19 protein-coding genes are annotated in these 23021 nt (G+C 68.4%); 5 read left to right on the forward strand and 14 right to left on the reverse strand.

The features are described from left to right. Positions 1–36: 36 nt before the first annotated feature. From HUG12_RS01605 to HUG12_RS01625, 4 genes are all read right to left on the reverse strand, one after another. A complete protein-coding gene (locus HUG12_RS01605; RefSeq protein WP_179267099.1) occupies positions 37–2607 on the reverse strand; it encodes a BGTF surface domain-containing protein in 2571 nt (856 codons plus the stop codon). Between the two features lie 375 nt (positions 2608–2982). Beyond that, positions 2983–4179, reverse strand: coding sequence for a bifunctional sugar-1-phosphate nucleotidylyltransferase/acetyltransferase (gene glmU, locus HUG12_RS01615; protein ID WP_179267100.1), 1197 nt, complete (start codon positions 4177–4179; stop codon positions 2983–2985). Between the two features lie 184 nt (positions 4180–4363). Next, entirely contained in the window at positions 4364–4618 is a 255-nt protein-coding gene (locus HUG12_RS01620) for a DUF2267 domain-containing protein (protein ID WP_218836444.1), read from the reverse strand. Between the two features lie 42 nt (positions 4619–4660). After that, positions 4661–4870, reverse strand: a complete 210-nt coding sequence (locus HUG12_RS01625) for a dodecin family protein (RefSeq protein ID WP_179267101.1) — start codon at positions 4868–4870, stop codon at positions 4661–4663. A gap of 218 nt (positions 4871–5088) precedes the next feature. Between HUG12_RS01625 and HUG12_RS01630 the strand changes: the two genes are divergently transcribed. After that, positions 5089–6267, forward strand: a complete 1179-nt coding sequence (locus tag HUG12_RS01630; RefSeq protein WP_179267102.1) for a M24 family metallopeptidase — start codon at positions 5089–5091, stop codon at positions 6265–6267. A 103-nt stretch (positions 6268–6370) separates the two neighbouring features. Here the strand turns inward: HUG12_RS01630 and HUG12_RS01635 are convergent, their stop codons facing one another. Both HUG12_RS01635 and HUG12_RS01640 read right to left on the reverse strand, forming a co-directional pair. Then, on the reverse strand, positions 6371–7600 hold the full coding sequence (locus HUG12_RS01635; RefSeq protein WP_246308120.1) for an ABC transporter substrate-binding protein: 1230 nt from the start codon (positions 7598–7600) through the stop codon (positions 6371–6373). 84 nt (positions 7601–7684) lie between these two features. After that, positions 7685–8656 carry a D-2-hydroxyacid dehydrogenase gene (locus HUG12_RS01640; RefSeq protein WP_179267103.1) on the reverse strand — a complete coding sequence of 324 codons (972 nt, stop codon included), beginning with the start codon at positions 8654–8656 and terminating at the stop codon, positions 7685–7687. Between the two features lie 126 nt (positions 8657–8782). On the opposite strand from HUG12_RS01640, the gene HUG12_RS01645 reads away from it, so the two are divergent. Both HUG12_RS01645 and ilvA read left to right on the forward strand, forming a co-directional pair. Next, on the forward strand, positions 8783–10120 hold the full coding sequence (locus tag HUG12_RS01645; RefSeq protein ID WP_179267104.1) for an amidohydrolase: 1338 nt from the start codon (positions 8783–8785) through the stop codon (positions 10118–10120). Continuing rightward, positions 10117–11403 carry a threonine ammonia-lyase gene (ilvA, locus tag HUG12_RS01650; protein WP_179267105.1) on the forward strand — a complete coding sequence of 429 codons (1287 nt, stop codon included), beginning with the start codon at positions 10117–10119 and terminating at the stop codon, positions 11401–11403. The genes HUG12_RS01645 and ilvA overlap by 4 nt, the downstream gene beginning before the upstream one ends. Positions 11404–11409: 6 nt before the next feature. On the opposite strand, the gene HUG12_RS01655 is transcribed toward ilvA, so the two are convergent. The 4 genes from HUG12_RS01655 to HUG12_RS01670 all read right to left on the reverse strand — a co-directional run bounded on the left by HUG12_RS01655 (position 11410) and on the right by HUG12_RS01670 (position 17141). Continuing rightward, positions 11410–12771 (reverse strand): aminotransferase class III-fold pyridoxal phosphate-dependent enzyme, encoded by a 1362-nt coding sequence (locus HUG12_RS01655; protein ID WP_179267106.1) that lies wholly within the window; start codon positions 12769–12771, stop codon positions 11410–11412. A 72-nt stretch (positions 12772–12843) separates the two neighbouring features. Next, the gene (locus HUG12_RS01660; protein WP_179267107.1) at positions 12844–14496 is read right to left on the reverse strand and encodes a BCCT family transporter; all 1653 of its coding nucleotides are present in this window, start codon (positions 14494–14496) and stop codon (positions 12844–12846) included. 373 nt (positions 14497–14869) lie between these two features. After that, complete coding sequence (locus tag HUG12_RS01665) at positions 14870–15517, reverse strand: hypothetical protein (RefSeq protein ID WP_179267108.1); 648 nt, start codon at positions 15515–15517, stop codon at positions 14870–14872. A gap of 427 nt (positions 15518–15944) precedes the next feature. Next, positions 15945–17141, reverse strand: coding sequence for an FAD-dependent oxidoreductase (locus HUG12_RS01670; protein ID WP_179267109.1), 1197 nt, complete (start codon positions 17139–17141; stop codon positions 15945–15947). Between the two features lie 181 nt (positions 17142–17322). On the opposite strand from HUG12_RS01670, the gene HUG12_RS01675 reads away from it, so the two are divergent. Together HUG12_RS01675 and HUG12_RS01680 are read left to right on the forward strand one after the other, a co-directional pair. Continuing rightward, entirely contained in the window at positions 17323–17469 is a 147-nt protein-coding gene (locus HUG12_RS01675; protein WP_179267110.1) for a hypothetical protein, read from the forward strand. Between the two features lie 222 nt (positions 17470–17691). Then, the gene (locus HUG12_RS01680; protein WP_179267111.1) at positions 17692–18372 is read left to right on the forward strand and encodes a helix-turn-helix domain-containing protein; all 681 of its coding nucleotides are present in this window, start codon (positions 17692–17694) and stop codon (positions 18370–18372) included. Positions 18373–18605: 233 nt separating this feature from the next. Here HUG12_RS01680 and HUG12_RS01685 read toward each other — a convergent pair whose 3' ends face one another. The 4 genes from HUG12_RS01685 to HUG12_RS01700 all read right to left on the reverse strand — a co-directional run bounded on the left by HUG12_RS01685 (position 18606) and on the right by HUG12_RS01700 (position 22882). Further along, entirely contained in the window at positions 18606–19505 is a 900-nt protein-coding gene (locus tag HUG12_RS01685) for a bile acid:sodium symporter (protein WP_179267112.1), read from the reverse strand. 133 nt (positions 19506–19638) lie between these two features. Then, on the reverse strand, positions 19639–20919 hold the full coding sequence (locus tag HUG12_RS01690) for an amidohydrolase (protein ID WP_179270533.1): 1281 nt from the start codon (positions 20917–20919) through the stop codon (positions 19639–19641). Positions 20920–21062: 143 nt separating this feature from the next. Beyond that, complete coding sequence (locus tag HUG12_RS01695; protein WP_179267113.1) at positions 21063–21503, reverse strand: Rid family detoxifying hydrolase; 441 nt, start codon at positions 21501–21503, stop codon at positions 21063–21065. Further along, positions 21500–22882, reverse strand: a complete 1383-nt coding sequence (locus HUG12_RS01700) for an aspartate aminotransferase family protein (protein ID WP_179267114.1) — start codon at positions 22880–22882, stop codon at positions 21500–21502. Before HUG12_RS01700 ends, HUG12_RS01695 begins: the two co-directional genes overlap by 4 nt. Positions 22883–23021 lie beyond the last annotated feature (139 nt).

Raw genomic sequence — 23021 nt, forward strand, 5'->3', positions numbered from 1 at the left:
GCGGTGACCGGTTCCGCCGGTCAGTCGTGGTTCGCGTTAGTCGCGACGGACCGCGACGAGCGCGGCGCCGATCAGCGCGATGAGAGCCAGCACGGCCGTGAAGCCGGGCGTGGTCGTCTCGGTCGGCGTGTCGTCGCCACCGTTACCGTCGCCCTCGGTAGGCGTGGCGGTTTCCGTCGGCGTGCCGTCGTCGGTCGTCGGCGTGCCGTCGTCGGTCGTCGGCGTGCCGTCGTCCGTGCCCGGCGTGGACGTGCCGACAGACTCGACGATGTTGCCGTCGGCAGCGTCGATGTCAGCGAACGTGTTGCGGGCGCTCACTTCGAACGTGTCGCCAGCAGCGTTGTCGCTGAGGTCGAACGTACCCGAGAAGGTACCGTCAGCGTTGACGACGTTGTCGGAGGCGGTCTCGATGAACCGCGGCTCCGTGTCGTCAGTCGACTGGATCCGGATGCTGATCTCGCTACCGGGTGCGATGTTGGTCTCGCCCGTGACTTCAGCCTCTTCGGAGGCCGTCACGTTCGTCGGGTCCTCGAAGGAGCCCGTCGCCTCTTCGTAGGCGAACGAACTGTTCACCGATTCGAAGTCGTCCGAGTCAGCAGCGATACTGTTGCCGTCGCCTTCATCAACGTCGAGGAGTTTGGCGTCCTGGACGTCAAGCGTGGCGGTGAACTCGTCACCGGCCTCGAACTCGTCATCCGTGTCCTCGAACTCCACGTTGGAGTCCTCGGGGTTGAAGACGATGTAGTACTCGTCGTTCTCCCCGTCAGCGATGAGCGAGAACGCGCTCGTACTCTGGCTCACGTTGACTTCCTTCGCGTCCGCGTTGTTGCCGACAGTGCCCTCGGTCTGAACGATGCTCAGACCAAGCGAGTTGTCGTCACCCAGCGCGCTACGGAAGTCGCTGGTCGAGACGGAGCCATCGGTACCCGAGAGGAGGCCCTCGAGACCCGAGGCGGACACCTGCATGATGAGGGTGTCAGCGTTCCCATCTTCGTCACCAGCGACAAAGTCGGTCTCCGTGACGAGATCGTTCTCGAGTGCGCTCGAGAGTGCGCTGGCCTGCTCGTCGTCCTCGTTCAGGAGGTCGTCCGCGTTGTCCTCGCTCGCGCGCCAGAGGTTCATCTCGTCGGTCGAGCGCTCATCAAGCACGAGCGTGGCGAGGTCGGTTTCATCGTCCATCGCGTCGTCGACGTCAGCATCGCTGTTAGCTTCGGTCGGGCTGACGCGGATGTCGTAGTCACCGTCATCGAGGAGGTTGCCGTTCAAGGACTCTTCGCCCGTCACATTGACGGAGTCGTCGTCGCTCACAGCAGTGACGACGTTGTCAGAGTCCTGACCAGCCAGGTAGGTGTTGTACCGGACGGTCACTTCGCCGTCGGCGTCGTCGGAGTCACCGTCACCGTCGTCGACGGTGAAGTTCAGCTGGTAGTTGTCGTTCTCAAGGTCGCCGATGACGACCGTCCCAGTAGTAACTTCGTCGAGTTCGATAGTGAACTCGGCGATGTCACCCTGCTGCTGTTCAACCGTAGAGTTGACGATGGTGGCGTCACCCTCGCCGGCCTCGGTCACGTTGATCGTGTCCGTAGCCTCGGCGCTGGTGTCAGCCGACTCGAAGGTGAACTCGTATTCACCCGTGTCGATGTCGGTGTTGTTGAAGTCCGCTTCGTAGGTGCCGTCCGTGACACCCGCAAGCCGGACACTATCCTCGTCCTCGGTGGACACATCGTCGAAGCCAGTTTCCTGCTCGAACAGTGCCGCGAGGTCCTCCGCATCGAGGCCGTCAGCGGAGACGATGATGTCGTAGGACGCACGCGAGGAGTCGAACTCGACGTCGACCTGATCGTCGGACTGAACTTCGTCAGCCGCGAACTCAGCCGACCAGGTCTGGTCGGCAACCTCGAACGAAACCGTTCCGTCCTGGTTGTTACCCTGAAGTTCGTAGTTTCCGCTGTCGAGTTCCGAGGAGTCGAACTCAATGACGCCGTTGTCGTCGACGTTCAGCGACTCGACAGTCGTGGTGTCATCACCATCAACGCTCCGGAGGGTGACACTGTCGTTGCCGGTGAAGTCTTCGACAGCAACGGACTCGCCCCACAGGACCGACCCGTCGAGTTCGCTGATAGTCATGAACCGGTCAGCGTCGTACTCGTCCGAAGTCGAGTCGGTGACAGTCAGCGTTCCTGTGGTCTCAGCCCACCCGCTCTCGGTAACATCAGAATCGGCGGTGGGTTCATCCGCCTCACTCGTATTACCGTGAGCGGCGTAGACATTGTAGTCACCCTCAGAGAGGGAACTCACATCGACACCGTTGAAGTCGGTTGTCGTTGTGTTATCAGCAGCAGCGGAGGCGTAAATGTCCGTGCTACTGTTGTACGTACCGTCACCATCGACATCGATGACGTATGCTGCAGTTGCACTCGCCGTACTATCGTGGTCGACGGAGATATCCGTCGAGCCACCGTTGTTAAGATCCGCATCAGTTGCGGATACGCCGGTAGCGGCCGCAGCCGCCGACCCCGCAAACGCCACGGTCCCAGCGAAGACGCTGAAGACCATGAGCGCTGCAAGGAACAGCGCGCGTGCCTTGTCTGTATAGTCGTTTGTCATGATTGTCTGTTTTCGGTTGGCGACTTCTCCGTTCGCCCGTGCCTCCGACCGCCCGCGAGGCGGACTCGGCCTGGGATACTTGGTAGGGTCACCGTCGGGTAGGGGTAAGGGAATCATTCAACGCTCGTTATAAATGTCTTGTGGTGAAACGAGCGGCGGGACAACGCTTCACACACCCGATATCGGGCCGTTGAGCGCTTCTCGCCGATTCCTGCCGTAAGTACTTTGTGGGCGAGTCGGTTCGAACGTGGCGTTCGGATGCGAGCGAGATGGATACCACCCTACCGCGACGTAGGGGTACCTTACGAGTGCCGATCCGGCGGATAGCGGGCCGTCCGGTCGAGCGTCTCGACGGCGGCCGACCGTTCCGCGACGCTACCGATCCCGCAGCACCGACTCGCCGGGCGTCGTCGTCGCGCCAGTGCCGAGTTTCACGCCGGCGTTGAGGTTCGTGTCGATGGCGGTCTTGACGTCGTCGCCACAGACCACGCCGAACTTCCGGCGGCCCGTCGAGACCGCGCCGCCGTTCACTCGGAGCCGGACCGCCTCGCCGTCGTGGCGGAGGTTCGCCACCGTCGTCCCGGCGCCGAAGTTCACGTCCCGCCCGAGCAGGCTGTCCCCGACGTACGAGAGGTGTCCGGCCGTCGCGCCCGCCATGAGCACGCTGTTTTTCACCTCGACCGAGTGGCCCACCTTCGACCCTGACTCCAGCAGCGTCGACCCGCGGACGTAGGCGTTCGGCCCGACGTTCGCGCCCGACCGAACCAGCGCCGGCCCCTCGATCACCACGCCCGCGTCCACCGACGCGCCCTCCTCGACGACCACGGCGCCGCGCAGGTCGGCGTCCCCGTGGACCTCCCCGCGGACGTCGCGCTCCAGTTCGCTCAGCTTCCACTCGTTCGCCTCGAGCAGTTCCCAGGGCCGCCCGACGTCGAGCCAGCGGTCGAAGGGGACGGCACGAACGTCCGTCCGCTCGCACGCACGCGTGAGGACGTCGGTCAGTTCTAGCTCCCCGCGTTCGCTCTCCTCCACGTCGAGCCAGTCCTGGGCCGCGCCCGGGAAGACGTACGCCCCGGTGTTGATCAGGTCCGAGGGCGGGTCGGCCGGCTTCTCGGTGACGCCGGTCGCGACCGTCTCGTCCCCGCGCTCCTCGGTGTGGAGGACCCCGTAGTCCCCGGGGTTGTCGACGCGGTAGGAGCCGACCGCGGGCGCGACGTCGTACAGCGTCGAGAGCGACCGCTCGTCGTACAGCGCGTCGCCGTTCAGCACCGCGAACGGTCCCGGGTCGAGGCGCGGCGCCGCCGTCCGGACCGCGTCGGCCGTGCCGCGCTGCTCGGGCTGCTCGACGTACTCGACGGGCACGCCGCGGAACTCGTCCCCGAACTGCTCGCGCACCGGCGCCGCCTCGTAGCCGACGACGACGACCAGGCGGGAGGCCCCGGCCGCGACGGCGGCCGCGGCGGCGTGGGCCACCAGCGGCCGCCCCGCGACGGGGAGCATCGGCTTGGGCCGTTCCGCCGTCAGCGGTCGCATTCGGGTGCCTTCGCCCGCTGCGAGGAGCACTGTTTGCATGCACGCATGGCCGTGGCGAACCCCCTAAGCGGTTGCGGCCCCGGGCGGACCGCCCGACTGAGCCGGAGTCGCCGGCCGCGTCCCGCCGTCGTCGGTCACCCCTCGTTCGCGTCCACCGGCTCGAACAGCGGGTCGAACTCCTCGGGAATCTGACCCCGCACCCGGTTCATCTCGTTTCCCGGGGTCACCTCCCCACGAGCGCGAGCACGACCTTCGCGTGGTAGACCGCGTCCGAGCGCTCGACCTCCTCCCGCTCCGCCACGCGGTCCGCGATCTCGTCGAAGCCGAAGCGCTGGCCCGCCTCCCCGAGGAACCGGTCGACCTCCATGGGGAGGGGGCTCGCGAGGTCGTCGGCCGCCCCCTCGGTGGTCCGCTCGCCCAGCGTCGAGAGCGTGGCCCGGGCCGCCCGAACCGCCCGGCCCCCCTCCGCGAGTTCCAGCCGATGCTGGAGCTGCCCGACGAACTCGCTGGAGTTCGTCGATCAGGCCGACTCGTGGACGGGGAACGCTATCTCGACGGTCGCCTTGTACTCCGTGATCCCGCCGTCCTCGACGCTCGCGGTCCAGTCCTCCACCTCGACGCCGTGGATGTCGTCGACCGTCTCGCTCGCCTCCGCGACGGCCTGCCGGGCGGCGTCCTCCCACGATTCGTTCGACGTTCCGAGCACCTTGATGATTTTCACTACCGTCATCGTGCTGGGTGACGGCCCGGCGAGGCATTGGTATACAGTGCGTAGTGCGACTCCCAGCGGGGACGGGTCGGTTAGGCGTCGACGACGGCCACGTAGGGGCCCCCTACGGACGCGCCCGTCCGGCGACCCGGTCCGCGGCCCGATATACGGAATCCGTTCCCGATATACACGAAAAGTTTTATTCTCGCCCCCGCCGTCCTCGTACGCGACTCGGTATCATGCAACGCGACATCTTCGAGGCGAGCGAGTACGAGCGCCGGATCGAACGGACGCGCGAGCGGATGCACGAGCGGGACCTCGACGCCGTCGTCGTCTCCGACCCGGCGAACATGAACTACCTGTCGGGGTACGACGGCTGGTCGTTCTACGTCCACCAGGCGGTCGTGCTCACCGCGGAGGGCGACGAACCGGTGTGGGTCGGCCGCGAGATGGACGCGAACGGCGCGCGCGCGACGACCTGGCTCTCCGAGGAGAACATCAGGTCGTACAGCGACGACCACGTCCACTCGCCGCACGACCTCCACCCGATGGACTTCCTCGCGGACGTGCTGGCGGACCTCGACGTCGACGGCGGCCGGATCGGGCTGGAGATGGACGCGTACTACTTCACGGCGAAGTCCTACACCCGGCTCGGGTCGAACCTCCCCGAGGCGGAGTTTGAGGACACGACCCTGCTCGTGAACTGGGCACGGGTGAAGAAGTCGGAGCGCGAACTGGAGTACATGCGCGAGGCCGCCCGCATCTCCGAGGAGGCGATGGTCGCCGGACTGGACGCGATCGGGGCGGGGGTCCCCGAGTACGAGGCCGCCGCCACCATCTACGACGCGCTCATCACCGGCACCGACGGGTACGGCGGCGACTACCCCTCCATCGTCCCGCTGATGCCCTCCGGGGACCACACGGGGACGCCCCACCTCACCTGGACCGACCGGGAGTTCGAGGACGGCGACCCGGTGATCATCGAGCTGTCGGGCTGTCGACACCGGTACCACTCCCCGCTCGCGCGAACCACCTTCGTCGGCGACCCGCCGGCCGAGATCGAACGCACCGCCGACGTCGTCGTCGAGGGGATCGAGGCCGCGCTCGACGCCGCCGAACCGGGCGTCACCTGCGAGGCCGTCGAGAAGGCGTGGCGCGACACCATCGCGAAGTACGACGTCGAGAAGGAGGACCGCATCGGCTACTCGATGGGGCTGGGCTACCCGCCGGACTGGGGCGAACACACCGCGAGCATCCGGCCGGGCGACGGGACGGTGCTCGAGGAGGACATGACGTTCCACATGATCCCCGGCATCTGGGGCGACGACTTCGGGGTCGAGATCAGCGAGACGTTCCACGTCACCGCCGACGGCGCGGAGACGCTCGCGGAGTTCCCCCGTCGGCTGTTCACGGCGTAGCCCCGCGTGGCCCCGCGCCGAGGCGGGCCGGGGCCCGCCCGAAGCGTCCGTAGCGGCCCCGCCCGGATCGGACCGGCAAGGCGGACACGGCGGACCGGCGGGCCTAGAAGTCCCCGGCGACGATCGATGCGACGCGTTCGTAGTCGAACAGGCGATCGGCCTCCCCCGTGGCGGACTCGAAGCCGTTCCACTCGCCGAACGCGTCGGGGTAGAACTGCTTTGCGGCCGCCTCGGTCTGGAACAGGTTGATAATCGGTCCCTGATACGACGTGCCGCCCCTGTAGAGCCGGCCGTTCTCGACCGCCGTCAGCTTCCGTCCGACCGGATCCTCGCTCATCCGCCGTATCCGGCGTTCGAACTCCTCGGTCGAGACGTGGGAGAACCCGTACTGGAAGAGGAGCGCGTCGGGGTCGACTTCGAGGAGCTTCTCGTAGTCCCACTCCCCGTAGCTCCCCTCCATGTGGTCGTCGAACGCGCCCCGCATCCCGAGATCGCGATACTGCTTGTGTCCGTTCCCGTCGTGAACCGGGTAGGCGTAGAACGCCCCGTCCTCGAAATCGGAGTTGATCGACAGGAGCCCGACGGTCGGTCGCTCGTCCACCGGCGGGAGGTTCGACCGGATCGTCGAGCGCAGGTCGTCGTGAACGCGTTCGAACGCCTCGTACCGCTCCCGCTCGTCGAACACCTCGGCGATCGTCTCGAAGGCGTCGTACAGCGAGTAGTAGGCGTAGTCGTGCCAGTCCTCGTCGCGGCGGCGGATCGAGTTCCCGATGATCGGCCCGACGTCTCGCTCGATCGCCCCGTGGTCGTCCGCGTCCCAGTCGTCCGCGAGGCGGCTGATGAAGTTCGGGTCCATCAGATGGACGTCGCAGTCCATCTCGTAGAACGCCTCCTTGTCGAGGCCGCCCCCCGCGAAGAGTTGCGGGACGTCGTCGAAGGAGACGTCGACGCCGGGGAGGCGTTCGTAGAACGCCGTCGGCCAGTTCTCCGTGAAGACGAGCCCGCGGAGTCCGTCGAGTCGGCCGAGTGCGATGGCCATGTCGCCGTAGGTGCTGAAGTACGCCATCCACGTTTCGGGCGTCCCCTCGAAGGAGACCTCGCCCATCGGCTCCATCGTGACGGAGAATGGGCCGCGTTCGTCGGCGTCCGGCTCGGGTGACGCCGGGTCCCCCGCGTTCGGTGACGGCTCTCCCGCGTCCGTCCCCGTCGGCGTGGACTCCGACCCGGAACCACCCGTACAGCCGGCGAGCAGCGTTCCGCCGAACAGTGCGCCGCCGTACGTCACGTACTCGCGCCGCGTGGGCGCTTCGCGCCCCTCGATGTCTCGGGTCACGAATTTAGGCCCGCCTAAAGAATACAAAGTCCTTGCGGTTTTTTGGTCGGCCAAAACCGGGGGCGTCGCGCGTCGGGGCCCCGATCAGTCGTCCGCGAGGCCGGCGACGACGTTTCGCAACCCGCCGTCCCCGTCGAGCGCGACGACGTTGTCGGCGACGATGTCCGCCAGTCGGTCCCAGTGGTTCGGCGTGTGACCCCCGGTGTGGGGCGTGAGGAGGCAGTTCTCCAGGTCCCACAGCGGGTGCTCGCCCGGGAGCGGTTCGGGGTCGGTCACGTCGAGTGCGGCGCCGCGGATCGCGTTCGACTGGAGCGCCGCCACGAGCGCGTCGGTGTCGACGATGCCGCCCCGGGCGGCGTTGACGAGGACCGCGTGCGGCGGCAGCGTCGCGAACTCGGCATCCCCCACGAGCCCGCGGGTGAGGTCGTTCAGGGGGGACGCGATCACGACGTAGTCGCTACGGGCGAACGCCTCGTGGATCTCGTCCCCGTCGAACCCGACCACCTCGTCGGTCGGCCCGCCCTTCTCGGGCGTGTAGCGCACCCCGATGGTCTCCACCTCGAACCCGTCGAGCCGTTGGACGATCGCCTGTCCGATGGAGCCCAGTCCGACGACGGTGACGGTGCTGTCGGCGAACTCGTGGGACTGGAAGTGGCGCCACTCCCCGTTCTCCTTCCGGCGCCACCCCTCGTGGAGCCGACGGGCGAACACCAGCATGTTTCCGATGGACTGCTCGGCGATGCCCGGCGCGTGGATGCCGCCGGCGTTCGTGACGACGACGCCCCGGTCGACCAGTGCGGAGGTCGGCAGATGGTCGGTCCCCGCGAACGTGCAGGCGAACAGTTCCAGCCGTTCCGCCCCCGCGAGCAGGTCCTCGTCGATGCCCTTTCCGGTGACGACCCGGGCGTCCCGGACGAGTTCCCGCTCGGCCCGCGGCGTCCGCGCGAGTTCGACGCGGCGGTCGGGGAGCCGTTCCCGCAGGGTCTCGGCGTACGATTCCATCGACAACCCCTCGGTTCCCTCCCGGAGGACGACGACGTCTGGATGTTCCGACATGTGGTTGCTCCCGCGTCCCGGCGACGCGTATCTTGCGGTTCGCGGGGTCGTCCCTTATCGCTTATGTGTATTTGACATACACGAGAACTGTGTACAGTTAAGTCGATGGACGTGCCATGGACGCCCATGTCATCGGTTCGTGACCGCCTCGCCTCGCTCCGTCGCGACCTCCACCGCCACCCCGAACCGGCGTGGCGCGAGTTCCACACGACCAGCCGACTCGTCGAGGAGCTCCGCGCGATCGACCCCGACGGAATCGCGGTCGGACCGGAGGCGTACGACCCGGCGGACCGGATGGCCGTCCCCGACGACGACGCGTTCGAGCCGTGGGTCGAACGTGCGCGCGACCGCGGCGCCGACGGGGAACTGCTCGACCTGATGGCCGGCGGGAACACCGGCGCGGTCGCCTGGCTCGACCGCGGGGAGGGGCCGGTCGTCGGCCTCCGCGTCGACGTCGACGGCCTGTTCATCGAGGAATCGACCGACGGGGACCACGCCCCGGTCGCGGGGGGCTTCCGCTCCGAGGTCGACGGGACGATGCACGCCTGCGGCCACGACGCCCACATGACGTGGGGGCTCGCCGTCCTCGAGACGATCCGCGACAGCGACTTCGCGGGTCGGTTCGTCGTCTTCTTCCAGCCGGCCGAGGAGACGGGCGGCGGCGGGTGCCCGATGGCGAAGAGCCGGTTCGCGGACGACCTCGACTACCTGCTCGCGGTCCACGTCGGCCTCGACCACCCGACCGGCCGGGTGGTCGCCGGCATCCGGAAGCCGCTCGCCATGTGCCACGTCGACGCGACGATCCGGGGCACCTCCGCCCACGCGGGGAAGGCGCCCAACGAGGGGGCGAACGCCATGCAGGCGCTCGGCACCGCGATCGAGAACGTCTACGCGATCCCGCGCCACGCGGACGGGATGACCCGGGTCAACGTCGGCCGCGCGGAGGCGGGGACGGCGAGCAACGTGATCGCCGAGCGGGCCCACCTCGAGGCGGAGGCCCGCGGCGAGACGACCGAACTGATGGAGTTCACGAAGCGGGCGCTCCGGCGACGGCTCCGGACGGCCGCCGAGATGCACGGCTGCGAGGCGGCCGTCGACGTCGTCAGCGAGTCGCCCCGGGCGGACAGCGACCCGGAACTCGTCGAGTTGATCGGCGACGTCGCGGGCGGCGTCGCGGGCGTCGAGGAGGTCGTCCCGACCGCCGACTTCGGCGCGAGCGAGGACGCGACGTTCCTGATGCAGCGCGTCCAGCGGAACGGCGGGCTGGCGTCGTACCTGATCGTCGGGACGGACCACCCGACGAGCCACCACACGCCGACGTTCGACGTGGACGAGCGCAGCCTCCCCATCGGCGTCGACGTCCTCGCGGACGCCGTGCTAGCGCTCGCCGAACGGGAACCACGGCGGCAACCGGCTGGAGGCCGGGCCGGGGGCGGGACCGGAGACGGCGGTCGGGAATCGTGAACGGGAACGACCGGGGGGAAGGGGACGGGTGGCCCGCCGCCGACGACGTCGTCTCGCTCGCCGACGTCCGGGCGGCCCGGGGCCGCCTCGAGGGGGTCGTCCACCGCACGCCGCTGGACACCTCCCGGACGCTCGCGGACCTGAGCGGCGCCGCCTCCGTCGGCCTGAAACTGGAGAACGTACAGCGGACGGGGTCGTTCAAGATACGCGGGGCGTACAACCGGATGGCGGGGCTCTCGGACGCCGAGCGGGAAGCCGGCGTCGTCGCCGCGAGCGCCGGCAACCACGCCCAGGGCGTCGCGCTCGCCGGGCGGCTGCTCGACGTCGACGCGACGGTCGTCGTCCCCGAGGTGACGCCCGCAGCGAAGGTCGAGGCGACCCGGGGCTACGGCGCGGAGGTGGTCGTCGAGGGCGACATCTACGAGCGGTCCTACGAGCGCGCGCTCGAAATCGCCGAGGAGTCGGGCCGGGCGTTCGTCCACCCGTTCGACGACGCGGCGGTGATCGCCGGCCAGGGGACCGCCGGACTCGAACTCGCGGAACAGTACCCCGACCTCGACACGGTGGTCGTTCCCATCGGCGGCGGCGGGCTGATCTCGGGGGTCGCGACGGCGATGGGGGCGCTCGACGACGACGTCCGCGTCGTCGGCGTCCAGCCCGAGGGGGCGCTCCACGCGAAGCCGTCGCTCGCGGCCGACCGCATCCGCGAGCTCCCGGACGTCGACACCGTCGCGGAGGGGATCGCCGACACGCGCATGCTGGAGTCGACGTTCGCCGTCGCGCGCGAGCGCGTGGACGAGGTGGTCGCCGTCACCGACCGGGAACTCGCGGTCGCGGTGACGCTGCTGGCCGAGCGGGCCAAGACCGTCGCCGAGAGCGCGGGCGCCGCGGGGGTCGCCGCGCTGCTGTCCGACGAACCGGACGTGAGCGGCGAGCGCGTCGGCGTCCTCGTCTCGGGCGGGAACGTGAACCTCGCCGAGCACGCCGAACTCGCCCGGACCGGACTCGGCGAACTCGGCCGGTACGCGGAGGCCAGGCTGGCGGTCGACGGCTGGCCGACCGCCGTCGCCGACGTGGTCGAGACGGTGGAGGCGGAGGGTGCAGAGCTCGACGCGCTGGAGCGCGCCCGCCGGGGCGCCGACGACCGGCCGAACCGGGTGCCCGTGACGGTCGGCCTCGAGGGGAGCGGCCCCGGCCATCTCGCGGACGTGCTCGCGGCGCTCGACGCGTTGGACGACGTCGCGGTCGTCGACGCCGACGGCCCCGCGGCGGACCGCGCCTGACCGACCTCAGACCGCCGTCGGCGAGGTGGCTTCCGCCTCGACCGCATCGAGGAACAGCCCGATGCCGAGGTCGATCTCCCGCTCGGTCGCGTCGAGGGGCGGGAGCAGCCTGATCGTCTTCCGGCCGCACCCGAGCGTGAGCAGGCCGCGCTTCAGCGCCGTCCGGACGACCGCGTCCCGGCGATCGGGGGTGTCGAACTCGACGGCGAGCATCAGGCCCTTGCCGCGCACGTCGACCACGGGGTCGGGCGCGTCGTCCCGGAGCAGTTCCTTCGCCTGTCGGCCGCGCTCGGTGGCGTTCGCGAGCAGGTCGTGCTCCTCTATCGCCTCCAGCGTGAGCGCGCCCATCGCCGACGCGAGCAGGTCGCCGCCGCCGAACGTCGAGCCGAGGCGGTTCTTCTCGGACGGGAACAGCTCCTCGCTCCCGATGGTCGCGCCGACGCGCAGCGCCTTCGCCGCGGAGATGACGTCGGGTTCGATCGGGTAGTGGTCGGAGGCCCACCACTCCCCCGTGCGGCCGATGCCCGACTGGATCTCGTCGACGACGAGGGGGACGTCGTACTCGTCACAGACTGCGCCGATCTCCGCGACGAACGCCTCCGAGGGGAAGCGGTAGCCGCCGACGCCCTGGATCGGTTCGAGAACGACGAACGCGACCTCCTCCGGGGGGACGTGTCCCCCCTCCGGCGCGAGCGCGCTCCGGAGCCGCGAACTCCCGCCGGCGAAGAAGCCGCAGTCGCAGCCCTCGGGGTCGCACGTTCGGTCGGTACAGAACGGGACCGTCTCGACGCCGGCCAGTTGGGGGTAGCCCCGCGTGTACACCTCCTTCGACTTGGTGACCGACAGCGCCCCCAGCGTCCGCCCGTGGAAGCTTCCGGCGAAGGAGAAGCCGTACTTCGCGGTCGGCCGGGCGTCGTGCGTGATCTTCATCGCGTTCTCGATCGCCTCCGCGCCCGAGTTCGAGAGGAAGACGGTGTCCATCCCGTACTGGCTCGACACCTCGGTCAGTCCCTCCATCAGGTGGCTCGAGCCGGGTATCGCCGACTCGTCGGGCGTGGGGCCGGCGCCGAAGTACATGTCCTGGCCCGCGATCTTCATGGGTTCGACGAGGTCGAACTCGGCCAGCGGGTCCAGCACCTTCGGGTTGTCGTACCCGAGCGGCGCCGCGCCGATGTGGCAGGTGAAGTCCAGCAGGACGTTGCCGTCGACGTCGGTGACGAACGGACCGTCGGCCTCGGCGGTCACGTCCCAGACGAACTCGTGGGAGTACTCGCTCGGCGCGGCGCGGGCCCCATGGAACGACACCCACTCCCGGGCGTTCGGACCGGGGAGGGCCTCCGCGTCCGGCACGGCCGTGTCCCTATCCATACACAGTTTATGTGTATATCGTACATTAAAACTTGGTATGACCGGCCGGGTCGACCGGGCCCGGCCGGCCGCTCAGTCGTCGTCGCCCGGCTCCGCCCGCGTCGATCGGTCGGGGCGGGAGCCGACGATCCAGGAGTCCTCCCGGAGCAGCACCCGGCCGAACTTGGAGCCGAACTCCTTGATGAGCCCGAGCATCGCGAACAGGCAGACGAACGCGAACGGGCCGCCGGTGATGATCGCCGCCGACTGGAGCGCCGAGACGCCGCCCTCCCCGCCGAGCGTCATGAGGATGGCCGCGAACATCCCGAGGACGACCCCCCAGAACACCCGGTTGATGCTCGAGGGCCTCGCCTTCCCGCCGGTGGTCATCATCGACACCGCGAGCGTCGAGGAGTCCGCGGAGGTGATGAAGAACGTGGTCACGAGCACCATGAACGCGACCATGAACACCGACCCGAACGGGAACGCCTCGAACATGGCGAAGCCGGCGACCGAGGCGCCCTGGTCGTTGACCGGGCCGAGGATCTCCGCGACGCCGTTGTGCTGGGCCCAGACGGCCGTCCCGCCGACGACGGTGAACCACGGGATCGTCGCCGCCGACGTCGCGCCGATGCCGGTGAACGCGACCTCGCGGACGGTCCGGCCGCGCGAGATGCGGGCGATGAACAGGCCCGCGAACGGCGACCACGAGAGCGCCCACGCCCAGTAGAACACGGTCCACGCGTTCGCCCACTCGGTGCCGCCGTCGACGCCCGCGCCGGTGAACAGGCTCATCGAGACGAAGTCGTTGATCATGCCGCCGAACGCCTGCGTCCCCAGCAGCACGAGGAACACCGTCGGGCCGATGACGAACGTCGCGACCATGAGGAGCACGAACAGGATCATGTTGAAGTTCGAGAGCCGGCGGATGCCGCGGTTCACGCCGAGCACCATCGACACCGTGAACAGCAGGGTCATCGCGGTCACGACGAGGATGACGCCGGTGTTCCCGAGGTCGATCCCCCACTGGAAGTTGAGGCCGGTGATGAACTGGCTCCCGATGAACCCCAGCGAGGTCGCCACGCCCCCGATGGTCGCGAAGACGGCCATGACGTCGATGACCTTCGCGACCGGGCCGTCGAGGTTGTCACGGCCGATGATCGGCGTCAGCGCGGACGACACCCGGAGGGGCACGTCGTCGTAGTTGTAGGTGAAGTAGCCGATGGCGATCCCCATGATCGTGAAGACGGCGAGCTGGGGGAGCGCCCAGTGGAAGAGCGTCTGCTGGACGGCGATGACCATCGCCTCGCTCGTCCCGCCGGAGACGTCGAACAGCGGCGAGGGGCTGTCGTAGTAGAACAGCGCCTCGGTCGGCCCCCAGAAGACGACGCCGGCCGCGAACCCCGCCGAGTACAGCATCGCGAAGAAGGAGAGGAAGCTGTACTCGGGCGGGTCATCCCCGAACGTGATCGAGCCCCACGGGCCGACGATGAGGAACAGCAGGAACAGCACGATGAGGAAGACGATGAGCAACAGCGCCCAGTTGAGGTAGCCGAGCATCGCGTCGTTCGCGATCCCGATCCAGCGCTCCACGGTCCCCGGCGAGAGGAAGTACAGCAGGATGAGTCCGACCGTCAGCCCCGCGCCGAAGACGAACACGACGGGGTCGAGTTCCTCGCGGAACCGCGCGACTGCGCCCGGTTCTCCCCCGGGATCGGACGTCCCGCTCGCGGTCCGCTCGCTCATCCCGGCACCACCCCCGTTCCGGGACCGCGGCGGTCCGCCGAACGCGCCTCCGGTTCGTCGCGCTCCCCGGTTCTCGACCGCCCGTGCACCGTGCTGACTGGTGGCATGTCCCACCGATAGTTAGAAACCATGATAAATGTTTTCCTTTTTCGTACCTGCTATAAACGGAAAGCGTATACCTAAACGTGCGTAATCCGGTACTAATGCGGTCGAAACGGGGCGGCCGTGGCGGCAGCTCGGGCCGTGGGAACGCGGCGAACGCCGAAATGACGGGTCGGCGGGGGCGACCGAGGAGCGGGACGCGAGCGCGAACGACGGGATGGGGGCGGGACGGCGCGGCCGCGCGAAGCCGTTCTGCCCGCGGGAAGCCAGTTCAGTTCGTCAGTTCCTCGGCCGCCCGCTCGCGGGCCTCGGCGCTCTCGTCGACGTTCCGGAGGAACTCGTCGACGCTGTCCTTGATCTCCTCGCGGGCCGCGTCGGGCGAGAACTCGTCGGACATGGTGAGCAGGCGGACGAACGCCCGGAGTTCCGCGTCGGTGATCTGGGCGAACTCGTCGTTCTCGATCTTCTCGACCACCTCGTCGACGTCGATCTGGCCGACCGGGTCGACGTTGAACTCGACGTTCACCATGCGATAGTCGGAGCCCGCGAGCCGCTGTTCGGCCTTGCCGACGCCCTCCGAGAGCATGTCCTTGAACGGCGTATAGTAGCCCATCGTCCCGAGGTGGAGGAACGCGAGCATGTCGGTGATGCCCTGCGTGTACGCCTCGCGGTCCTCGTCGTCCGGGTCGAACACGGTGTTCCGGTCCCGCTCCTCGAGGTAGCCGAAGAGGATGCTGAAGTCCAGGACGGCGTTCCGCACCCGGCGGCGGATGCGGTTCCGCTTCTGCTTCTTCGAGTGGTCGGTGTAGTCGGTCTTCCGTCCGAGCAGGAAGTCGCGGTCGGAGGGCGTGAGGATGCCGCGCGGTCGCTCCGCGTCGGCCGCGGTCTCGAGCGCGTCGGGGACGTCGTCCTGGACCATACACAGATAACGTGTACTTCGACGATTAACCCTTGCGGTCGGCCCCCCGAACTGCCGACGCCGACGGGACGCTTGACGGGGCGTCGCGGCCTCACGGCCGTCTCTCCCGCCGACGGGCAGTCGTCCCACGGTCGACGGGTAGTGTGCTCGTCGAACAACCGCCACACCTCGGTCGGTGAACCGCCGGTACACCCGTCGAACAGCAGCCATGCGGTGGTCGGCGGGGAGTCGGTGCGCCGGGAGGCGGCGCTCCCGGTCCGGGAACGTACACGGTTTTGCGGCTCCCGAAAGCCTCAGCAGGTGGAATGTACTGGCCTCGTGCGTTCGATATGGGGGATGGACCGATCAGAAGTAGTCTAGCTCTGCTAGTCAGTAGAGTGCATTACCCCTGTTTCCTACGGGGGTTGTTGCATGGAGTCTCGTTCGGCTAGCCGGAGTGGTCGGACGCTCCGAGAGCGGTCTCCGGGAGCGACGTACCCGACGCTCGCTGCCGACGAGCGCGCTGAAAGAGTACGTCAGGAACGAGTCCGACCAACAGATTGCGCGTTCCTGCTCCGATTCCGGATCGGATCGATCCGAGCCTCCCGAGCAACTGCGACTCCGAGCGAATCCGGTCGGCTCTCGGTTTTCGTTCCCGTTCGTACGCCTCGAACGCGTCCGACCGATCGTCGGTCGCGGAAATGGAGTGAGCCAGCAGGAGGCCGTCCTCGATCGCCTGTGCCGCACCCTGGCCGGCGAACGGTAGCATCCCGTGTGCGGCGTCGCCGGCGAGACAGACTGCCCCACGGGACCAGCGGTCGAGCGTCGGTACCTCCTCCAGGGCAGTGACGAAGACGTCGTCGTCATCTAGTGATTCGAGCACGGAGGGGATCGGCTCGGGATACGAGGCGAACTGCTCGCGGAGTTCGGATACCGGTCTGGGGTGGTCGGCCGGAAGTGATGTCGGGGACGTGGGTGCGGTCCCGAACCAGTAGAATCGATCCTCGCCAAGCGGTGCACCGCCGGTGTAAGCTCCTTTCCCCCACACCTCGATACCCCGCATTCGGTGCTCCTCGGGCAGATCGACGGTCGCAACTGCCCGGTATGCGACACTGTCCAGCGCCCGCAGTTCGACGTCGGGGACGACGGCGTCGCGGACGGCTGAGTTGATCCCGTCCGCCCCGACGACGACGTCCGGTCGAACGCAGGTACCGTCCGCAAACTGGACGGTCGGTTCGTTGACGTCGGTCACCGCCCGGCACTTCGCTCCGGTTTCGACGTCGGTGTCCAGTTCATCGAGCAGGATGGCCTGAAGGTCACCACGGTGTATCGCCACGAACCCGTGGCCGAACTCGTCGCGTTCGAGCCGATCCAGGTCGAACCGTTTCAACACTCGCCCGCCTGGGGACCGAATGACGCTATCGCCGAGGGGAATCCCCACGTCTCTGATGCGGTCGACGATCCCGAGGTGGTCGAGGACGAGTAGTGCGTTCGTCTGCAGGAGGAGTCCGGCGCCGACCGGTCGATACTCGGATGCCGCCTCGTAGATGGTCGGTGTCGTCCCCCGCTGTTCGAGCGCGAGTGCCGTGACGAGTCCACAGATGCCTCCCCCGACGATGGCGACCTCGGGCATTTCTCGTGTCATCGTCGACTCCGACACGAATCGGTTACCGCGTTCGAGCAGGCGGGTGCGACTGTGGTACCCTCGGTGAAACGTCGATCCGACGTTCCTTCGTCGGTAGTTATCCCGGTACGTACAGCGAGTTGCGTTCGTCTCATACCGCGCTGTTCGAGGCGGATTCCCAAGCGTCGACTGCGGTGTATCCATGGTTATTCAAAAGCCGGGCTTCGTTGAAATGCGAGCATCCGACGGGCTTGCTCGTGAAACAGCCGGTAAAAACGTCATCGAGGAGGCCGAGGCTCGTTTCGAACACAGCCCCGATGGTAAGCCGTTCTTCGAGCGATTCCGCTGATACCGCCGATTAGCGTGCTTGGAATGGGATTCCTCGCCTGCGAATTGTACAGCGCTGGAGAACGGCTTCGAGAGGCCGAATCGAAAACACCAGCCGCGGTGGAACCCGAGTCAGCGCCCGAGTAGGATAGGTAGCTTCGCTTTATCGACCGACGGAAGGTCGAAACCCATCCCTGCTCGAGGGTTTCAACAACGCCAAATGCCCTCGCGGACGTCTCCCCGTATGCGATATCTCACGGTCCTCGTCCACCCCTCCGAACGAGGCTCTTTTCATCCGCTTGGGAAGCAACTCACGACCGAACCTTCGATTACGCGTGAGGCAATTCACCACGTCGAGCTGCTCGTCGACGGGACGGTGCTGTTGTTCGCCGAGGGGAGCGGTGATCGGGGGCGGTACGAGGAGATAATGCGGGAATCACCGTTCGTCGTCGACTTCCTCGTAGCCGGCGATGACCGGTGGATGGCGGTGAGTCGGTTCGAGCCGACGGAGGTATCGAGGCGTGCACTGGAACTGCAACGGGAGTTGGACATCGTTATCGAAACGCCGATCCGCTTCACCTCGGACGGCTCGCTTCGAATAACGTATCTGGGAACCGACGAGGGCTTTCGGCGGCAGTTTCGGAACGCCGTGGGGGAGGACACCTTCGCGTTCGAAATCGTCGAGAACGGCGATTACGAACCGGACGAGTCCTCGCTCACGAGGCAGTTGACGGCTCGCCAGCGAGAGGTACTCGAGGCTGCAGTCGACGTTGGGTACTACAGTAACCCTCGTCAGGCGACGCACGCGGACGTCGCTGCGGCCATTGGTATCGCACCCACGACCGTGGGAGAACACCTCCGGAAAGTCGAAGAGCGCGTATTTAGCGCGCTCGCTCGAGGCCCCCGTGACCTCTTGCCCGAGTGATCGATACCCGTACCCGTTTTGCACCTGATTCCCGCTGAGCCGTGTCAAAATTACACGTTTTCGACGAGGTTGTTCGGTCAGGGCGAAGCCGTGACACTACGAGTAGCTGGTCGACGATCAGTTGGTACGTGCAGTTCGCGGCTCCTTCATGCGGACAAGTGTTCGATGAGCGGGAGTTTCGATGAAGCCAGCTACCCGACCAGCGATACAGCGGTCCTCAGGTCGGGGAGGAGTCACGTGACGGCGTCGGCGATCGCCGCCCCGGCTAGCTGTTGCACGACGTAGTAGGTGATGATCGCGACGACGACGAGGGGCTCGGCGAACGGAAGCGCGACGAGGAGGGCGATCCCCAGGTTCTTCAGACTGCTCGCGAAGAACAGCGGGAGCACCCGCGCCCGGTCGAGACGCAGTCCGGCGCCACAGACCGTCGTGGCGACCAGTCCCAGCAGGAGGAGGAGGACGGAGACGACGACGATCGCCGCGAGGACCCGGCCGTCGATCGCGGCGGACTCGACGCCCGCGACGCTCGTGTAGATGAGCAGCAGGATGGCGAGCGTCGACCCGCCGTCGACGGCCCGCGCGGGGACCGCCCTCGCGGGGACGACCGCGGCGAGGAGCGCCCCGCCGACGATGATCGTGAGGAGGTCGACGAGGATGGCGGTCGTCGGCACGGCCGCCCGGACGTCGACCAGCCGCGTGAGAACGACCGGCGTCGCGACCGGCGCGAGCAGCAGCGAGACGATCGAGATCGTCGTCGCGAGCTGGACGTCTCCGCCCGAGAACCGGGTCCAGATGATCGCGCTCCCGACGGTGGTCGGAACCGAGAGCGCGACGGCGAACCCGAGGACGGCCCCGTCGGCGAGCAGCGCGTTCGCGACGCGCATTCCCCCGAGGGGTAACAGGACGTAGGAGATGCCGAGAGACAGGGCGACGAGGGAGCCGTAGGACGCGAACTCGACCTCGTCGAACCGCCAGCCGCGGAGCGAGCCGTAGACGAGAAGGATCACCAGCGGCGTGACGAGCGGCTCCAGGCGGGAGCCGAATCCCGGGACGAGGACGCCCGCACCGACCGCTACCGCGACGTAGCCCACGTTTCGGAACCGATCGACCGCCCCGAGCCACCGTCCAGTCACATGAAACTCCCATGCGTGGCACGTTATCGGGCCACGGACGCGCCGGGGTTCGGGACCCTCCTACAAATGTGTGGTCCCTCGAGTCGGCGTCGACGCTCGTGTCGCCGCCGTAACCGCTCCGCCGCCGTGCCCGCTACGGCTGCCGTCGCCCGATTTCGGCGACGACGTCCGCGAGGACGTCGACGCCGATGGGGAGGCTGCGCTCGTCCACGTCGAACGTCGGCGTGTGGTGGTTCGTCGGGTGGTCCGTCCCGACGACGACGTAGGAGGCGAACCCGCCGCTCTCCTGGACGCGTTCCATCAGGAACGTCGCGTCCTCGCTCGCGCCGAAGTCGGCGGTCGGGACGACCTCCTCGACGCCCGCGACGCCGCCCGCGACCTCGGCGACGAGGTCGCGGAGTCGGGGGTCGCTGTCGACGCTGGGGGACTCGCTGATGACGCGGGGTCGCACGTCGCAGTCGTGCATCTCCGCCGCTGCGTAGAGGATCCGTTCGAGTTCGGTCCGCGCGTACTCCATCAGCGCCGTCGTCTCGCCGCGGACCTCGCCGTGGATGGTGATCTCCTCGGCGACGACGTTGCTCGCGGTGCCGCCCTCGACCCTGCCGACGTTGACCCGGGTCATCCCGTCCGCGTGGCGCGGGATCGCGTACGCGTTCTGGACGGCGGTCGCCATCGCCTGCATGGCGTTCGCCCCCTCGTTGGGCGCCTTCCCCGCGTGGGCGCTCGCCCCCTCGAACGAGGCGGTGACGTGTGCCATCGCGAGCGGTTTCTCCACGCCCGCGACGACGGTTCCGGTCGGGTTGTCGAGACCGACGTGGAACCCGAGCAGGTAGTCGAGGTCGTCGACGTAGCCGCCCTCGGCCATCGGCTTCCCCCCGCCCGAGATCTCCTCGGCCGGCTGGAAGAACACGCGAAAGGTCCCGTCGAACCCGCTCGCCTTCACCGCCTCGACCGCGCCGAGCGCGATGGCGAGGTGGGCGTCGTGGCCGCAGGCGTGCATGTAGCCGTCGTGCTCGGAGCGGAACCCCTCGTCGGCCGGACGGTGACCCGGTTCGTCCGACTCGTGGAGCGAGATCGCGTCGAGGTCGACGCGGAGGCCGACGGTCGGCCCGTCGCCCCCCTCCACCGTGGCGACGACGCCGGTGTGACCCGAGCCGATCCGTTCGAGGAAGTCCTCCCGCACGCCGGCCGCGCGGGCCCGGTCGCGCCACTTCGCGAGTTCGGCGTCGTCGGGGACCGCCATCCGGTGCTCCGACGAGAGCGCGTCCCGCCCGACGGCGATCTCGTCCACGCCGATCCGCTCCAGTTCGGCGACGACGCGGCTCGTCGTCCGGAACTCACACCACCCCGGTTCCGGGTGCCGGTGGAACTCCCGGCGGAGTTCGGACAGCCGGTTGCGCACGTCGTGTGACAGCATGCGACGCGGTAGGCCGCGTGGCCACTTAATGATGATCGGTAATCGTGTACGCCGCGCTCGCGAACGGTGGACACCCCCGTCGGGAGGCCCCGCCCGGCGTCGGCGTCCCGCCGGAGTCCGGCGTCCCGACCGGCCCGCCGTCAGCCGAGGTAGGCGACGGCGTCCATCTCGACGGACACGTCGTCCGGGAGCCGCGACACCTCGACGCAGACCCGGGCCGGCGGGTCGTCGCCGAACCGGGCGCCGTACGCCTCGTTGACCGCACCGTACTCGTCCAGGTCCGTGAGGTAGACGGTGACCTTCACCACGTCGTCGAGGCCGTCGCCGCCGGCCGCCTCGACGACCGCGGCGACGTTGTCGAGGACGCGCCCGGTCTGTGCGCGGACGTTCCCCGGGACCCGTTCGTCCGTCGCCGGGTCGACCGGCCCGTAGCCGGAGACGTACAGCGTGTCGCCGGCGCGGACCCCCTGCGAGTAGGGGTTGTCGTTCCGGGGCGCGCCGTCGGTGACGACGGGAACCGTCGCCGCGTCGTCGGACCCCGCCCCCGGGTCGGACCCCGCATCCGCGTCGGGGTCGGTCATCGCGCCGTCGCCCCCGTCGCCGTGGCGTGTTCGATGGCGTCCGCGACCACGTCCATCGCCGTCTCCGCGAGGTCCTCGGTCAGCACGAGCGGCGGGAGGAGCCTGAGGACGCTCCCGTGGCGACCTGCCGTCCACACGAGGACGCCGTGCTCGAAGCAGTACTGCTGTATCTCGTCGACGGCGTCGCCGTCCGGATCGCCGTCGCCGTCGACGAACTCGGCGCCGACGAACAGGCCGCGGCCGCGCACCTCCGCGAGTCGGTCGGTGCCCTCCCCGGCCTCGCGGAGCCGGTCGCGGATGTACGAACCGAGATCGCGGGCGTGCGCCAGCAGGTCGTGGTCCTGGACGTACTCGATGGCGCGGGTGCCGGCCCGCATGCCGACGACGTGGCCGCGGTAGGTTCCGGCGTGGTCGCCCGATCCCCACGTGTCGAGGTCCTCGTGGTAGATCGTCGCCGACAGCGGGAAGCCGACGCCGCCGAGCGCCTTCGCCGAGGTCATGACGTCGGGCGTGACGCCGGCCCAGTCGCAGGCCCACCACTCGCCGGTCCGGCCCAGGCCGCTCTGGATCTCGTCGAACACGAGCGGCACGTCGTTGTCGTCGGCGACGTCGCGGAGCCCCCGGAGGAACCCCTCCGGGGGCGTGACGACGCCGCCCTCGCCCTGGATCGGCTCGACGAAGATGCCGGCCGGGTTCGCGAGGCCGCCGTACGGGTCCTCGACGATCGCCTGCACCTCCTCGAGCGCCCGGTCCACGGCCTCCTCGGGGCTCTTCCCCTGCCGGAGCGGGTACGGGTACGGCGCGTGGACGACGTCGCCGAGCAGCGGCGTGTACCGCTCCTTGAACCCGCGGTTCGACGTGAGGCTCATCGCGCCCGACGTCGCGCCGTGGTAGGCGCCGCGGAAGGCGACGAGACCGTCGCCGCCCGTGTTGTACTTCGCCAGTTTGATCGACGCCTCGATCGCGTCGCTCCCGGTCGGGCCGCCGAAGACGACCCGGTTCTCCCCCCGCAACCCGGCCGGCGCGATCTCGTCCAGTTTCCCGATCAGTTCGAGTCGTGCTTCGGTCGGGAAGTCGACGGTGTGGACGAGTTCGTCCGCCTGCTCGTGGACCGCCTCCAGGACGTACGGGTTCGCGTGGCCGACGTTGAGCACGCCGATGCCCGCGAACAGGTCGACGTACGTGTTTCCGTCGACGTCGCGAACGGTCGCCCCCATCCCTTCCTCGAACGCGACCGGGACGTCCTCGGGATAGGCGACCGCGCTGCTGTCCACGTCGCGCTGTTTCGCGAGCAACGCCCGGGAGTTCGGTCCGGGCACGTCCTCGACGTTCGGCGCGTCCTCGAAGTGCAACTCGTGGATCGGCGGTCCGGCCGTCATGGCTAGTGACATGGCGAACGGCACCAAATAACTTGTCCACGGTTTTCATACAATTCGTATACGGAATTCGTTTCCCCAGTCGGGGGGACGGGGTCGGAGGCGACGGAACGGGGTCGAGGTCGAACGGCTCCGTTCGCGC

It is taken from the genome of Halorarum salinum, from assembly GCF_013402875.1.
Classification (GTDB): Archaea; Halobacteriota; Halobacteria; order Halobacteriales; family Haloferacaceae; genus Halorarum; species Halorarum salinum.

Coding starts and splice junctions, on each gene's coding strand:
- HUG12_RS01680 (WP_179267111.1), top strand. CDS start 17,692: ATGCGATATCTCACGGTCCTCGTCCACCCCTCCGAACGAGGCTCTTTT.
- HUG12_RS01605 (WP_179267099.1), bottom strand. CDS start 2,607: ATGACAAACGACTATACAGACAAGGCACGCGCGCTGTTCCTTGCAGCG.
- HUG12_RS01640 (WP_179267103.1), bottom strand. CDS start 8,656: ATGTCGGAACATCCAGACGTCGTCGTCCTCCGGGAGGGAACCGAGGGG.
- HUG12_RS01655 (WP_179267106.1), bottom strand. CDS start 12,771: ATGGATAGGGACACGGCCGTGCCGGACGCGGAGGCCCTCCCCGGTCCG.
- HUG12_RS01665 (WP_179267108.1), bottom strand. CDS start 15,517: ATGGTCCAGGACGACGTCCCCGACGCGCTCGAGACCGCGGCCGACGCG.
- HUG12_RS01695 (WP_179267113.1), bottom strand. CDS start 21,503: ATGACCGACCCCGACGCGGATGCGGGGTCCGACCCGGGGGCGGGGTCC.
- HUG12_RS01700 (WP_179267114.1), bottom strand. CDS start 22,882: ATGACGGCCGGACCGCCGATCCACGAGTTGCACTTCGAGGACGCGCCG.
- HUG12_RS01670 (WP_179267109.1), bottom strand. CDS start 17,141: ATGACACGAGAAATGCCCGAGGTCGCCATCGTCGGGGGAGGCATCTGT.
- HUG12_RS01625 (WP_179267101.1), bottom strand. CDS start 4,870: ATGACGGTAGTGAAAATCATCAAGGTGCTCGGAACGTCGAACGAATCG.
- HUG12_RS01675 (WP_179267110.1), top strand. CDS start 17,323: ATGGTTATTCAAAAGCCGGGCTTCGTTGAAATGCGAGCATCCGACGGG.
- HUG12_RS01645 (WP_179267104.1), top strand. CDS start 8,783: ATGTCATCGGTTCGTGACCGCCTCGCCTCGCTCCGTCGCGACCTCCAC.
- glmU (WP_179267100.1), bottom strand. CDS start 4,179: ATGCAAACAGTGCTCCTCGCAGCGGGCGAAGGCACCCGAATGCGACCG.
- HUG12_RS01660 (WP_179267107.1), bottom strand. CDS start 14,496: ATGAGCGAGCGGACCGCGAGCGGGACGTCCGATCCCGGGGGAGAACCG.
- HUG12_RS01630 (WP_179267102.1), top strand. CDS start 5,089: ATGCAACGCGACATCTTCGAGGCGAGCGAGTACGAGCGCCGGATCGAA.